Source organism: Streptomyces sp. NPDC087901, from assembly GCF_044742205.1.
GTDB lineage: Bacteria > Actinomycetota > Actinomycetes > Streptomycetales > Streptomycetaceae > Streptomyces.
Map to the genome: position 1 here is coordinate 55835 of NZ_JBIUUC010000004.1, position 13330 is coordinate 69164.

Sequence of the window (13330 nt, forward strand, 5' to 3'; positions counted from 1 at the left end):
CTGCGGCATCCGGTGAAGGCGCCGGCCGACGGCAGGGGACCGTCCGGAGTGCGAGACCGGCGTTGACAGGCGCATGACTCGTTGGCAGGCTCCTGCCCCATGCAGCCCCTCGGTGATCACACGGTCACGCTCGTGGAGCGCCGTCACGTCGATCTGGGACGTGTCTCGAGCGCCATCTGTCGTCGCGCCTGATTTCTTCGGCGCACGCGAGGGCTCCACTCCCCCCTTCCCCCGCTGCCCCGGCCGCCTCTGAGGCCGCCCGGCTCCGCCCTCGGCCGTCCGGCTTCGTCATCCGCCATCCGGTCCCGTCGTCCGGCGCCCGACCTTCAGTCGCGCTGCGGCCCCCTCGCGCCAGGTGCGCTCCGCGCCCCTGGCGTCCGCCGCGGCCCAGGCATCCCCCCGCACCCTTGCGCCTCGTGCACGTCCGCAGCTGTCCGGCCGGCCCGTAGGAGTCCGGCCCAGTGAGCGTCCGGGGGCGATAGCCAGTTCCGTACGTCTCCGGGCCGGCATCCGGTTCCGTACGCCTCCGCATCCGCGTCCTACCCCAGTTGCCAGTTGCCGGCAGGCATGACGGTCCTCTTCGCTTCCGTCACCCTGCGCGGCCGATCCCGCCCTGGAGCAGTCATGTCAGCAGTTGAGACCCCTTCCGATTCGAACAACAGTTCCAGTAATCTTTTGACGCGGCGTGCCTTCGGGGTCGCTGTCGGCGCCACGGCCGCCACCGCTGCGGTGGGGCTGCCCGCCGCGCCCGCCGCCGCCTCACCGGCGGAGTCGGCGGAATCGGCGGCGCACGAGCAACCCTTCCGGGCGGCCCGGGGCCGGCACGCTCGGCGGCCCAACATCCTCTTCATCCTCGGGGACGACCTCGGCTGGGCCGACCTCTCCTCCTACGGTTCGCCGGACATCCACACCCCGAACCTGGACCGGCTCGGCCGGCAGGGCGTGCGGTTCACCGACGCCTACGCCGGGTCCGCGACCTGCTCACCGACCCGCTTCAGCCTGTACACCGGCCGCTACCCCGGGCGTACGAAGGGCGGCCTCGCCGAACCCATCGCAGACCGCTCGGCCGGCCTCGAACCCACCCATCCGACCCTCGCTTCGCTGCTGCGCGGTGCCGGGTACGCGACCGCGCTGATCGGCAAGTGGCACTGCGGCTATCTGCCGGACTACAGCCCCACCAAGTCGGGCTGGGACGAGTTCTTCGGCAACTTCGGCGGGGCGCTGGAGTACTACTCGAAGCTCGGCCTCGGCGGCGAGTACGACCTCTACGAGGGCGATGCCGAGTACAAGGACCTTCGGTACTACACCCGCATCCTCACCGAGCGGGCGAGCGAGTACGTACAGCGCGACCACGACAAGCCGTGGCTGCTGAACCTCAACTTCACCACCCCGCACTGGCCCTGGATCGCGGAGGGCGACACGGCCGAGAGCGCCGAGATCGTCCGCAAGATCAAGGAGGGCGGGCTCGGAGGGCTGTTCCATGCCGACGGGGGCTCGGTCGCCAAGTACAAGGAGATGGTCGAGGACCTGGACCGCTCGGTCGGCGAGGTGCTGAAGGCGCTGAAGCGCTCCGGGCAGGAGGAGGACACCCTGGTCTTCTTCGCCAGCGACAACGGCGGTGAGCGCTTCTCGTACCAGTGGCCGCTCTCCGGCAACAAGAGCTCCCTCCAGGAGGGCGGCATCCGGGTCCCGGCCGTGTTGCGCTGGCCGGCCAGGATCGATCCGCACCAGGTGAGCGGTCTGCCTCTGTTCTCGCCCGACTGGACGGCGACGCTGCTCGAGCTCGGTGGCGCCCGGCCCGATCCGGCATACCCGCTGGACGGCGTCAGCCTGGCCGGGTACCTGCTGCGTGGCGAGCAGCCGAAGGAGCGGGACCTGTTCTGGCGGGTGCGTGGGGAGCGTGCGCTGCGCCGCGGCGAGTGGAAGTACTACCGGGGCAAGGGCGGGGCGGATCAGCTCTTCAACCTGGCGCACGACCAGCGGGAGCAGGCCAACCGGGCGGCCGCCGAACCGGAGCTTCTGGCCGAACTGCGTGCGGCCTGGGAACGGACGGACGCCGGCCTGCTGCCGTATCCGAAGTCCTCCTGATTCCCCTGCCGCGCCCGCTGCCCCTACTCCTCCGGGGCAGAGGCCGCGATTCCCTCGCCGTCCTGCGCGGTGAGGGTCAGCGTGCGGTGGACCTGCCGGTAAGCCGTCCGTTTCCCGTCGAGCACGGCGAGCAGCGCGCGCTCCAGCCGCATCTCGGGGTCCGGGCACATCTTGCGGGTGGTGACGAGCGGGCCGAAGGCGATGGTGGAGCCGGAGACGTCCGCGGCGCCGCGGAAGCTGTTGCAGCCGAGGGTGCCGTGGACTGTGCCGTCCTCGCCGAACGTGATGTGGGCCTTGTTCTCCGTACCTGCGGGCAGGGAGGAGGAGGTCGGGCCGGAGACCAGGGAGGTGATCCGCCAGCGGGTTCCGGTGAGCGGGGCAGGGGGCCGGGCAGTGAGGGTGATGGTGTCACCGTTCACCGTGGTCAGGGTGAGATCGCTGTCCGTGGCAACAGCGGTGAGCTTGCCGCTGAACGCGCGCGACAGCAGGGTCTCGAACTGGCGGATGTCCTGCTCGCAGCCCATCTCGGTGGTCGTGCCCGGCTCGACGGTGAGCGTGTCGCCGTCGAGCCGGACCTCGGCGGTGAACCGGTTGCAGCCGTAGTTCCCGCTTGCCCGCCCGTTGGCGTCGATCTCGACATGAGCGCCGGCCGGGGCGGCGGACCGCCGGCCGTCGACGGTCACCGATTCGACCCCCCAGCGGGTTCCGGTGAGGGGCGAGTCGTCCCGTACGGCACCGGTACCGGTGCCGGTACCCCGCCCGTCGCTGCCGGCGGAGCCGGGGCCCGTCACCGTGCCGCAGGCGGCAAGGGCTACGAGAGCAGCGAGGGCGAGGGCGCTGACAGCCAGGCGTTGACGGTGCATGGCCATGGGACGGTCCGAACCGGCGTTCCGGTTCCCGTCACCCCATCAGCGGCAGCAGTGCGGCCAGGTCCGCCCGTTCTCCACTGGCGCTGACCTTGGCAGCGTCGAGTTCCCGCGCCCAGGAGGTACGCCCGGTGGCGAGCCTGATCCAGGTGAGCGGGTCGGTCTCGACCACGTTGGGCGGCGTGCCGCGCGTGTGCCGGGGGCCCTGAACGCATTGGACGACCGCGAAGGGCGGGACCCGTACCTCGACCGAGCCCCCCGGCGCCTTCTCCGCCAGGGCGTCGGCAAGCAGCCGGGTGCAGGCGGCGAGCGCCTGACGGTCGTACGGGACGCCGAGACCGGTCGCCTCGTTGAGGTCGTACGTGTGGACGACGAGCTCCACGGTGCGCGTGACCAGGAAGTCCCCGAGCCGCATGGCACCGACCCGAGTGGCCACCAGGCGGTCCTCGGGAGCACCCGGCACCAGCGCCTCGAAGCGGTCGGCCACCTCTCCGTACAGGGTGTCCACATCGGGGTGCGCGGCGGCAAGCGCCACGGTGTCGTCGGCGATCCGGCCGGCCCGCCCTGCCGTGGAGAACGGCCACTCCGACAAGGTCACCTCGGGCTTGGCGAGGGCCGGTTCGGGGAGCTCCAGGTTCCTGATGACGTGCGAGAGCGCCATGGTCACGTGGACGGTGAGGTCACGCACCGTCCACGCGCCGAGTCCGCTCGGCGCCTCCAGTTGCTGGGGCGTCAGAGTGCGTACGGCAGCCCGGACATGGGCGAACTGCGCCATGATCGCGGCGCGGGTCCTGACCGGGTCGTAGCGGCGGGCGCGCTTCTGGGACGGAGGCATGGAGGGGAGCCTAAGGCGTCATCCGCTGACCCGGCACAAGGCAGATACCCGAGCCGGCCCCGAGCGCGTCAGAGACGGCGACGGGCCCGGATCCCGACAGGCACCGGTCAGGTCCGAACCGACAGGCGAGGGCCAGGGTCGGGGCAGGGGCGGGTCAGGCACGCGTCACGCGCGGGCAGGCTCAGGCCAGGCACAGGCCAGGACCGGGTCAGGCGCGGGTCGCGAAGCCGCTCAGGCCCTTCTCGAGCAGGCCGAAACCTCGCTCGGCGAGCACTGCGGCGTCCGCTGCGACCACGTCGGCCGATTCACCGGCCAGCAGCCGCCGCTGGTTCTCGGTGATCAGGGCGTTACGCGTGCCGATCAGCTGAGCGGCCACAATCCGCGCGACGGCCGGCTCCTCGCCCTCTTCGACCAGGACATCGATGAGCAACTCGTCGGTGCGGACGAGGAAGGCATAGGCCCGGGTGAGCAGAGCCGGCGTCTGCTGGATGAGCCGGAGGAGCCCGAGCACCACCGGCGAATCGCTGACCCCGACGGCGGGATCGCGGCTCTCGACGGCAGCCAGGAACTGGCGCCGCACGCCCGCCACCACCGACTCACCGGGCGCCCGGTCCCGCACCACCCGCGCGACATCTCCGATGTGCTGCTCCATGGGAGCGAGAACCAGATCTTCCTTGCTGTCGAAGTAGTTGAAGACGGTCATCTTCGACACGTCGGCCGCTTCGGCGATCTCCGCGACCGACACCTGGTCGAACCCGCGCTCCCCGAAGAGCCTCATGGCCTCGTCCAGCAGACGGCGTCGCGTCTGGATCTTCTTGCGCTCGCGCAGGCCCAGTCCCTCGGTCAGCATGCCATCACTGTACCAGGATGAAAGTTAGTCCTGGATGAAAATTTAACCCAGTACATTCACTCGCGAAGGTGACGCCTGCCACGACGGCCCCACATCGCTCCCGCGGAGGTCCTGCCACACCGGAAGCGATGACTGAAGCCGGCCTGACGCCTGATACCTGATACCCGGCACTCGGCACGCGCGGTTCGGTGGAGTTCCCCGCGTTGCCGCACTCGGCGAGTATCCGTCCCGCCCGGACCGTCACACCGGCACACGGAAGCCCCCGCCCGGTCGGACCGTGCGGGGGCTTCTGCGAAAGGTGACGGGCGTACCCGTCGGACGGCTACGCGAGCAGCGCGGGGATCGTTCCCTCGTGCGCCGTACGCAGCTCGTCCAGCGGAATGCTGAACTCGCCCTGGATCTCGATCTCCTCGCCGTCCACGACACCGATCCGGGTCACGGGCAGACCGCGCGCCCCGCACATGTCGTTGAAACGGAGCTCCTCGCTGCGCGGGATCGAGACGATCGCGCGTCCCGCCGACTCGGAGAAGAGGAACGTGAACGCGTCCAGACCGTCCGGCACGACCAGCCGCGCACCCTTGCCGCCGCGCAGGCAGGACTCGGTGACCGCCTGGATCAGACCGCCGTCGGAGAGGTCGTGCGCCGCGTCGATCATGCCGTCGCGGGACGCCGAGATCAGGATCTCGCCGAGCAGCTTCTCGCGGCCCAGGTCGACCTTGGGCGGCATGCCGCCGAGGTGGCTGTGGACGACCTCGGACCAGGCCGAGCCGCCGAACTCCTCGTGCGTGTCGCCCAGCAGGTAGAGGAGCTGGCCCTCTTCCTTGAAGGCGACCGGCGTACGCCGCGTGACGTCGTCGATCACACCGAGCACGGCCACGACCGGCGTCGGGTGGATCGCCGTGTCACCGGTCTGGTTGTACAGCGACACATTGCCGCCGGTGACCGGGGTGCCCAGCTCCAGGCAGCCGTCCGCCAGGCCACGGGTGACCTCGGCGAACTGCCACATGACGTCCGGGTCCTCGGGCGAACCGAAGTTCAGGCAGTCCGAGATGGCGAGCGGCTTGGCGCCGGACGCGGCGACGTTGCGGTACGACTCCGCCAGCGCGAGCTGGGCGCCGGTGTACGGGTCGAGCTTCGCGTACCGGCCGTTGCCGTCGGTCGCCATGGCCACGCCGAGGTTGGACTCCTCGTCGATGCGGACCATGCCGGCGTCCTCGGGCATCGCGAGCACGGTGTTGCCCTGGACGAACCGGTCGTACTGGTCCGTGATCCAGGACTTCGACGCCTGGTTCGGCGAGGAGACGAGCTGCAGAACCTGCTCGCGCAGCTCGGCGCCATCGGCCGGACGGGCCAGCTTGCCGGCGTCGTCGGCCTGCAGGGCGTCCTGCCAGGACGGGCGGGCGAACGGGCGGTGGTAGGTCGGGCCCTCGTGGGCGACGGACCGCGGCGGCACGTCCACGATCTGCTCACCGTGCCAGAAGATCTCCAGCTGGGAGCCCTCGGTCACCTCACCGATGACGGTGGCGATGACGTCCCACTTCTCGCAGATCTCCAGGAAGCGGTCCACGTGCTGCGGCTCGACGATCGCGCACATGCGCTCCTGCGACTCGCTCATGAGGATTTCCTCGGGCGAGAGGGAGGAGTCGCGCAGCGGCACGGTGTCCAGCTCGACGCGCATGCCGCCGGAGCCCGCGGAGGCCAGCTCGGACGTGGCGCAGGAGAGCCCGGCGCCGCCGAGGTCCTGGATGCCCGCGACGAGCTTCTCCTTGAAGATCTCCAGGGTGCACTCGATGAGGAGCTTCTCCTGGAACGGGTCGCCGACCTGGACGGCCGGGCGCTTGGCCGGACCGGTCGAGTCGAAGGTCTCCGAGGCGAGCACCGAGACACCGCCGATGCCGTCGCCGCCGGTGCGGGCGCCGTACAGGATGACCTTGTTGCCGGGCCCGGAGGCCTGGGCGAGGTGGATGTCCTCGTGCTTCATCACGCCGATGCAGCCGGCGTTGACGAGCGGGTTGCCCTGGTAGCAGGCGTCGAAGACGACCTCGCCGCCGATGTTCGGCAGGCCCAGGCAGTTGCCGTAGCCGCCGATACCCGCGACGACGCCCGGCAGGACGCGCTTGGTGTCGGGGTGGTCGGCCGCACCGAAGCGCAGCGGGTCCACGACCGCGACCGGGCGGGCACCCATCGCGAGGATGTCGCGGACGATGCCGCCGACACCGGTGGCCGCGCCCTGGTAGGGCTCGATGTACGACGGGTGGTTGTGCGACTCGACCTTGAAGGTGACCGCGTAACCCTGGCCGACGTCGACCACACCGGCGTTCTCGCCGATGCCGACGAGCATCGCGTCGTTCTCGGGGACCTTCTCGCCGAACTGCTTGAGGTGGACCTTGCTGCTCTTGTAGGAGCAGTGCTCGGACCACATCACGGAGTACATGGCGAGCTCGGCGCCGGTGGGACGGCGGCCCAGGATCTCGCGGACCCTGGCGTACTCGTCCTCCTTGAGGCCGAGCTCCCTCCAGGGCTGCTCCACGTCCGGGGTTTCGGCCGCGTGCTTGACCGTGTCCAGGCTCATGCGTTGACCAGCTTCTTGATGATCGAGGTGAAGAAACCGAGACCGTCGGTACGACCGGTGCCGATCAGCGGCTCCACAGCGTGCTCCGGGTGCGGCATCAGGCCGACGACGTTGCCCGCGGCATTGGTGATGCCGGCGATGTCGCGCAGCGAGCCGTTGGGGTTCACGTCCACATAGCGGAACGCGACACGGCCCTCGGCCTCCAGCGCGTCGAGCGTGTGCTCGTCGGCGGTGTAGCAGCCGTCCATGTTCTTGAGCGGTACGGAGATTTCCTGGCCCGCGGAGTAGTCCGAGGTCCAGGACGTCTCCGCGTTCTCGACGCGGAGCTTCTGATCGCGGCAGATGAAGTGCAGGTGGTTGTTGCGCAGCATCGCGCCGGGCAGCAGGTGCGCCTCGGTCAGGATCTGGAAGCCGTTGCAGATGCCGAGAACCGGCATGCCCGCCTTCGCCTGCTCGATCACCGTCTCCATGACCGGCGAGAAGCGGGAGATGGCTCCGGCCCGCAGATAGTCGCCGTAGGAGAAGCCGCCCGCCAGGATGACCGCGTCGACCTGGTGCAGGTCCTTGTCGCGGTGCCACAGCGATACGGGTTCGGCGCCGGCGACCCGAACGGCCCGGAGGCTGTCCTGGTCGTCGAGCGTGCCCGGAAAGGTGACGACTCCGATACGAGCAGTCACTTCGACTCCTCGGCCTTCTCCACCTTCACGGTGAAGTCCTCGATCACGGTGTTGGCGAGGAACGTCTCTGCCATCTCGTGAATACGGGTGAGGGCGGCGTCATCGACCGGCCCCTCGACCTCCAGCTCGAAACGCTTTCCCTGACGTACGTCCGCGATTCCCTCGAAGCCGAGACGGGGCAGCGCACGCTGCACAGCCTGTCCCTGCGGGTCGAGGATCTCGGGCTTGAGCATGACGTCGACTACGACGCGTGCCACTGGCACTCCCGGTGTGGTGGTGTGGTGCGGCTGTTTCTCCGGGGGGTTCCCCAGACCCCCGCGGGTCCACTCAGCGTACCTGGCCAGAAATTCTACGCGGGTAGATATCGAGCGGCCCAGATCACGCCGAGATATCGGCCGCGACAACAGGCACGGAAAATCCTGCAAAAAAAATCCTCACCAGCAGCACACAAAGCCGGTTGACACGCGCAGGTAATTGGGCGGGCTTCACAATGCGGTGCTCACCGCTGTACAAATGATTACCGGGGAAAGCAACATTGCCCCTAAACGGCCGACACCGGTCGGCCCACATCCGCGCTCACAGCCGGAAGGCCGGCATCCACGCATGTCAGGCGGGGATGCCGTAGGAAAGGACCGATATCCGTGGCTCAGCGCGTAGTGGTCACGCTCTCCGACGACATCGACGGGGGAGCAGCGACGGAAACGGTCACCTTCGCCCTGGACGGGAAGTCGTACGAGATCGACCTCAATCCGTCCAATGCAAAGAAACTGCGCAAGTCCCTGGCGCCGTACGTGGCAGCCGGCCGCAAGCAGACGAACGCAAGCAAGCATGGCAAGGTCCCCGCCTCGTACCGGCACACCTCGCTCGCACCCGACCCGGCGGCCGTCCGCGCCTGGGCCCGCTCGCACCGGATGGAGGTGCCGGCCCGGGGCCGGATCCCCAAGAAGGTCTACGAGGCGTTCCAGGAAGCGAGTTGACCGGACGCGCGGTGCCGGCCGGTCGGCCGGCGGGCATCGGACTGCCCGTCACCGGCCACTCGGGCGACACCGCGCGGGAGCCGACTTGCGCGACACCCCTGCAGGTCGGCTAGAGTCTGGAGCACGCCGAGGGGCCAGGCCGCAAAGCCAAACCTCGAGCAGCGTGCGGGTGTAGTTCAGTAGTAGAACATCCCCCTTCCAGGGGGAAGGCGCAGTGTGCAATTCCTGTCACCCGCTCTGCATCACTCTCCTCAACCACTCCGGTGGATCAGGTAGAGTAGTGCTCGCTCCACCGGTGAGAGCCGAGTGGCTGCAATGCGGACGTAGCTCAGTTGGTAGAGCGCAACCTTGCCAAGGTTGAGGTCGCCAGTTCGAACCTGGTCGTCCGCTCTTGATCGAAGGCCCTGGTCGATTTCGACCGGGGCCTTCGTCGTATTCGATTCCTGGCCATTTCCCCTCGCGTATCCCCTCGCGCATCTCCCTTCCCTCCGGCTCCCTTCTCTGTCTCTCTTCCCTCCGACTCCCTTCCCTCCGGCTCCCTTCATCCATGCCGCTTGTCATGAGCCGTGACGCATGACGTTTGTCATGGGGAGCGATGACAGCTCGCACTGCTCCTGGCCCCGTCCGGCCGGGAACCTTGAGTCCATGACCAGCGACGCATTTCCCCGTGACCGTGTGCGTGACCGTGTGATCGAGGTGGACGACGTCCGGCGCAGCTACGCGGGCGGCTTCGAGGCCGTGACCGGCATCTCCTTCTCCGTGGCACGCGGCGAGCTGTTCGCCCTGCTCGGGACGAACGGTGCCGGCAAGACGTCCACCGTCGAACTCCTCGAGGGCCTGGCGCGCCCCGACGGCGGCGCGATACGGGTTCTCGGCCACGACCCGCACGCCGATCGCGCCGCGGTCCGGCCGCGCATCGGCGTGATGCTTCAGGAGGGCGGCTTTCCGTCCGACCTGACCGCGGCCGAGACCGTGCGGATGTGGGCGGGCTGCACCAGCGGTGCCCGGCCGACCGCCGAGGCGCTGGATCTGGTGGGGCTCGGCCACCGGGCCTCCGTCCGGGTCAAGCAGCTCTCCGGCGGAGAGCGGCGACGGCTGGACCTCGCACTGGCCCTGCTCGGCCGTCCCGAGGTGCTCTTCCTCGACGAACCGACCACCGGCCTCGACGCCGAGGGGCGACGCGACACCTGGGAGCTGGTGCGAGGGCTCAAGCAGGACGGCATCACCGTCCTGCTGACCACGCACTACCTGGAAGAGGCCGAGGCCCTCGCCGACAGGCTGGCGATCATGCACCGGGGCCGCATCGTGACTGCGGGGACCACCGCGGAGGTGACGGCCGCCCGCCCGGCCCGGATCCGGTTCGAGCTGCCCGAGGGAGTCGCGGCGGGACAGCTGCCGCTGAGCCTGCGCGCCGCGGCCGAGGGCCCGCGGATCGAGATCCGTACCCATCGGCTCCAGGAGTCGTTGACCGTACTGCTGCGCTGGGCAGCGGAGGCGGACGTTTCCCTGACCGGTCTCGATGCCCGGTCGGCCTCCCTCGAAGAGGCATTCCTCGATATCGCGAAGTCCGCCGCCCGGACCGAAGAGGTGACCGTGTGATGACGACCTCCACCACCACTGCGCCGGCCCCGGCGGCCCGGACCACGACAACGGCCCGAGGACGCCTGATGGCCCTCGGCCGGGCCGAAATGACCCTGCTGGCCCGCAACAGGACGGCCGTCGTCGTCGCGCTGCTGGTGCCCTCGGCCATGATCATGGCAATGAAGTCGACATTCGAGCAGGTGGACCTCGGCGGGACGGGGCTGACAGTCGCCGGAGCCGCGCTCACCGGCGGCATCGGGACGGTACTCATCCAGGCCGTCTACATGAACATGGTCGCCGCCTACGTGGCGCGGCGCGAGGACCTGGTCCTGAAGCGGCTCCGTACGGGCGAGGTCAGCGACGGCGAGATCCTGACCGGGACCGCACTGCCGTCGGCCGCTCTGGCCCTGACACAGTCCGCGCTGATCATCGTGACCGGTGCGGCCTTCTTCGGCCTCACCGCTCCGCAGCGGCCCGAACTGCTCCTCGCGGGACTACTGCTGGCCGTGGTGCTGTTGACGGTGCTGGGCGCGGCCACCTCCATACTGACCCGCACCGTGCAGACGGCCCAGCTCACCACGCTTCCGCTGTTCCTCGTCTCGATGATGGGCTCGGGGCTCTTCGTCCCGCTGGAGGTCTTCCCCGACCCGCTCGCGTCGGCCTGCGAGTTCCTGCCTCTGACTGGAGTGATGACGCTCGTACGGTCGGGCTGGCTGGGCGTCCCCGAAGGCGCTGACCTGCTCGGAGCGGCACTGACCGGGCTGGTCTGGACGGCGCTCGCGGTGTTTGCTGTGCAGCGGTGGTTCCGCTGGGATCCGCGACGCTGAGGGAGGTTGTGGCGTGTTGAAGCGTGCACGGGGATGGCGCCGCGGCTGGCAGGAGCGCGGAAAGCTGGAGCGGATCGACCTGTATTCGCGGTTCACCATCTCCTCGATCCCCTGGCTCTTCGCCCTGTCGTGGCAGCTGGCGCCTTTCAAGGACGACATCCGCCATGAGCCGCTCCCGCTGGCGCTGGGCGCGGCGCTGCTCCTGGTGAGCCTCACCCAGTGTCTGCTGAGCAACCGCAACGTCCGCGCCTCGTACGAGCACTACCTCGGCGCCTCCGTGTTCCCCGCGCGCCGGATGCTCGCGCCCCTGGCCCTGTTGCTTCTCGGAGTGGTGCTGCTGGCGACGCTGGCCGGGGTGGACGGGATCGGCAACCCCGGCCTGCTCCTCATGAGCCTGAACGCACCGATGCCGTTCGTGATCACACGGGTGCTCCTGGTCCCGGTCCGCACGTTCATGATCGAGTCGCTGCTCCTCACCGCGCTGACCACCGGCGCAATCGCCGCGTCAGGGGTGCGGGGCGCCCCCCTCGCCGGGATCGTGCCGACGACCCTCTTCGGCTGCGTACTGGTCCTGATCTCGGTGCGGCCCAGCGCCTGGAGCCTGAGCGTGATGTGGCAGGCCGAGGAGTCCCGGGACATACAGGCCCGGCTCGCCGTCGCCGAGGAGCGGCTGCGGTTCGGGCGGGACATGCATGACGTGATGGGCCGCAATCTCGCGGTGATCGCGCTGAAGAGCGAACTGGCTGTGGAGCTCGCACAGCGCGGCAGGCCCGAGGCGGTGGACCAGATGGTCGAGGTGCAGCGGATAGCCCGCGCTTCGCAGCAGGAGGTACGTGATGTCGTACGGGGCTACCGGAAGGCCGATCTGACCACGGAACTGGCAGGGGCCAAAGGGGTGTTGCGGGCAGCCGGCATCGAATGCGCGGTGACCGGTGACGACGGTGCGGGGTTGCCGGCGCCCGTCCAGTCGGCGCTCGGCTGGGTGGTGCGCGAGGCCGCGACCAATGTGCTGCGGCACGGCGATCCGCGCCGCTGCACGGTCCGGCTCCGCGTATCGGCGGACGCGGTGGTGCTGAACGTGGAGAACGACGGGGCACCCGCGGCCGCGCCCGGGGAAAGCGGCTCCGGACTGGCCGGGCTGCGCGAACGGCTCGGCGCGCTGGACGGGGCCCTGGACGCCGGCCTGGCAGAGGACGGCCTGTTCCGGCTGAGCGCGCGGATCCCGCTGGCCCGCACGGAATCCGCCGGCACCCCGCATGCGGTGTCCGGCGACGTATCGCGCATGGCTCTTCTGGAGGAACGACGATGACCGCGGTACGGGTGCTGCTCGCCGACGACGAGCACCTGATCCGGGGCGCACTCGCCGCCCTGCTCGCGCTGGAGGACGACCTGGTGGTGGTCGCGGAGGCTGCGACCGGCCCCGAGGCACTCGCCATGGCCCGCGCGCACCGCCCCGATGTGGCGGTGCTGGATCTGGAGATGCCAGGGGCAGACGGTGTGAGCGTCGCCACATCGATAAGGTCCGAACTCCCGGACTGCCGAACCATGATCGTGACGAGTCATGGCCTCCCGGGACACCTCAAGCGAGCCCTCGCGGCGGGCGTGCGGGCGTTCGTGCCGAAGACCGTCAGCGCCCGCCAGCTGGCCGGGATCATCCGCACCGTGCACGCCGGAAACCGCTATGTGGACCCGGAGTTGGCGGCCGATGCCATTGCCGCCGGGGATTCGCCGCTGACCGTGCGCGAGGCCGAGGTCCTCGAACTGGCGGCCGACGGGGCGCCGGTCTCCGAGATCGCGGAGCGGGCGTCCCTGTCGCAGGGGACGGTGCGTAACTATCTCTCGGCAGCGGCTGCGAAGCTCGGGGCGGAGAACCGTCATGCCGCAGTGCGTCTCGCACGCGAGCGGGGATGGGTATAGTAGTTCTCGCGCTTCGGCGCTTGCGGACGTAGCTCAGTTGGTAGAGCGCAACCTTGCCAAGGTTGAGGTCGCCAGTTCGAACCTGGTCGTCCGCTCGGTTCAGCAAGAAGCCCCCGGCCTTTCGGCCGGGGGCTTCTTCG

General features: G+C 69.6%; 13 protein-coding genes and 3 tRNA genes. 10 read left to right on the forward strand and 6 right to left on the reverse strand.

Annotation, left to right across the window (positions count from 1 at the left end; translation table 11 throughout):
* Nucleotides 1-99 precede the first annotated feature (99 nt).
* Both ACIOEW_RS13950 and ACIOEW_RS13955 read left to right on the forward strand, forming a co-directional pair.
* Nucleotides 100-192 (forward strand): putative leader peptide, encoded by a 93-nt coding sequence (locus ACIOEW_RS13950; RefSeq protein ID WP_362540389.1) that lies wholly within the window; start codon nt 100-102, stop codon nt 190-192.
* Between the two features lie 432 nt (nt 193-624).
* Nucleotides 625-2088, forward strand: coding sequence for a sulfatase-like hydrolase/transferase (locus tag ACIOEW_RS13955; RefSeq protein ID WP_362540386.1), 1464 nt, complete (start codon nt 625-627; stop codon nt 2086-2088).
* A 23-nt stretch (nt 2089-2111) separates the two neighbouring features.
* On the opposite strand, the gene ACIOEW_RS13960 is transcribed toward ACIOEW_RS13955, so the two are convergent.
* From ACIOEW_RS13960 to purS, 6 genes are all read right to left on the reverse strand, one after another.
* The gene (locus tag ACIOEW_RS13960; RefSeq protein ID WP_401963956.1) at nt 2112-2951 is read right to left on the reverse strand and encodes an META domain-containing protein; all 840 of its coding nucleotides are present in this window, start codon (nt 2949-2951) and stop codon (nt 2112-2114) included.
* Between the two features lie 37 nt (nt 2952-2988).
* Nucleotides 2989-3789 carry a sterol carrier family protein gene (locus ACIOEW_RS13965; RefSeq protein WP_401963958.1) on the reverse strand — a complete coding sequence of 267 codons (801 nt, stop codon included), beginning with the start codon at nt 3787-3789 and terminating at the stop codon, nt 2989-2991.
* Nucleotides 3790-3997: 208 nt separating this feature from the next.
* Nucleotides 3998-4636 carry a helix-turn-helix domain-containing protein gene (locus ACIOEW_RS13970; RefSeq protein ID WP_362540608.1) on the reverse strand — a complete coding sequence of 213 codons (639 nt, stop codon included), beginning with the start codon at nt 4634-4636 and terminating at the stop codon, nt 3998-4000.
* A 325-nt stretch (nt 4637-4961) separates the two neighbouring features.
* The gene (gene purL, locus ACIOEW_RS13975; protein ID WP_362540377.1) at nt 4962-7211 is read right to left on the reverse strand and encodes a phosphoribosylformylglycinamidine synthase subunit PurL; all 2250 of its coding nucleotides are present in this window, start codon (nt 7209-7211) and stop codon (nt 4962-4964) included.
* Nucleotides 7208-7888, reverse strand: a complete 681-nt coding sequence (gene purQ, locus ACIOEW_RS13980; protein ID WP_362540374.1) for a phosphoribosylformylglycinamidine synthase subunit PurQ — start codon at nt 7886-7888, stop codon at nt 7208-7210. Before purQ ends, purL begins: the two co-directional genes overlap by 4 nt.
* Nucleotides 7885-8145, reverse strand: coding sequence for a phosphoribosylformylglycinamidine synthase subunit PurS (purS, locus tag ACIOEW_RS13985; protein ID WP_030929711.1), 261 nt, complete (start codon nt 8143-8145; stop codon nt 7885-7887). Before purS ends, purQ begins: the two co-directional genes overlap by 4 nt.
* A 384-nt stretch (nt 8146-8529) precedes the next feature.
* On the opposite strand from purS, the gene ACIOEW_RS13990 reads away from it, so the two are divergent.
* From ACIOEW_RS13990 to ACIOEW_RS14025, 8 genes are all read left to right on the forward strand, one after another.
* The gene (locus ACIOEW_RS13990) at nt 8530-8865 is read left to right on the forward strand and encodes an Lsr2 family protein (protein ID WP_362540371.1); all 336 of its coding nucleotides are present in this window, start codon (nt 8530-8532) and stop codon (nt 8863-8865) included.
* Nucleotides 8866-9030: 165 nt separating this feature from the next.
* A tRNA-Gly gene (locus tag ACIOEW_RS13995) sits at nt 9031-9102 on the forward strand.
* A gap of 80 nt (nt 9103-9182) precedes the next feature.
* Nucleotides 9183-9255 (forward strand) — tRNA-Gly (locus ACIOEW_RS14000).
* Between the two features lie 255 nt (nt 9256-9510).
* Nucleotides 9511-10464, forward strand: coding sequence for an ABC transporter ATP-binding protein (locus ACIOEW_RS14005; RefSeq protein WP_401963961.1), 954 nt, complete (start codon nt 9511-9513; stop codon nt 10462-10464).
* The gene (locus ACIOEW_RS14010; RefSeq protein ID WP_362540365.1) at nt 10464-11273 is read left to right on the forward strand and encodes an ABC transporter permease; all 810 of its coding nucleotides are present in this window, start codon (nt 10464-10466) and stop codon (nt 11271-11273) included. Before ACIOEW_RS14005 ends, ACIOEW_RS14010 begins: the two co-directional genes overlap by 1 nt.
* 13 nt (nt 11274-11286) lie before the next feature.
* On the forward strand, nt 11287-12582 hold the full coding sequence (locus ACIOEW_RS14015) for a sensor histidine kinase (protein WP_401963964.1): 1296 nt from the start codon (nt 11287-11289) through the stop codon (nt 12580-12582).
* Nucleotides 12579-13190, forward strand: a complete 612-nt coding sequence (locus ACIOEW_RS14020) for a response regulator transcription factor (RefSeq protein WP_350988125.1) — start codon at nt 12579-12581, stop codon at nt 13188-13190. The genes ACIOEW_RS14015 and ACIOEW_RS14020 overlap by 4 nt, the downstream gene beginning before the upstream one ends.
* Nucleotides 13191-13212: 22 nt before the next feature.
* Nucleotides 13213-13285: transfer RNA gene (locus tag ACIOEW_RS14025), tRNA-Gly, on the forward strand.
* Nucleotides 13286-13330 lie beyond the last annotated feature (45 nt).

Excerpts from the sequence above, each read along its gene's own strand:
- ACIOEW_RS13950 (WP_362540389.1), top strand. The coding sequence starts at position 100 with ATGCAGCCCCTCGGTGATCACACGGTCACGCTCGTGGAGCGCCGTCAC.
- ACIOEW_RS14010 (WP_362540365.1), top strand. The coding sequence starts at position 10,464 with ATGACGACCTCCACCACCACTGCGCCGGCCCCGGCGGCCCGGACCACG.
- ACIOEW_RS13965 (WP_401963958.1), bottom strand. The coding sequence starts at position 3,789 with ATGCCTCCGTCCCAGAAGCGCGCCCGCCGCTACGACCCGGTCAGGACC.
- purL (WP_362540377.1), bottom strand. The coding sequence starts at position 7,211 with ATGAGCCTGGACACGGTCAAGCACGCGGCCGAAACCCCGGACGTGGAG.
- ACIOEW_RS13960 (WP_401963956.1), bottom strand. The coding sequence starts at position 2,951 with ATGCACCGTCAACGCCTGGCTGTCAGCGCCCTCGCCCTCGCTGCTCTC.
- ACIOEW_RS14020 (WP_350988125.1), top strand. The coding sequence starts at position 12,579 with ATGACCGCGGTACGGGTGCTGCTCGCCGACGACGAGCACCTGATCCGG.
- ACIOEW_RS14005 (WP_401963961.1), top strand. The coding sequence starts at position 9,511 with ATGACCAGCGACGCATTTCCCCGTGACCGTGTGCGTGACCGTGTGATC.
- ACIOEW_RS13955 (WP_362540386.1), top strand. The coding sequence starts at position 625 with ATGTCAGCAGTTGAGACCCCTTCCGATTCGAACAACAGTTCCAGTAAT.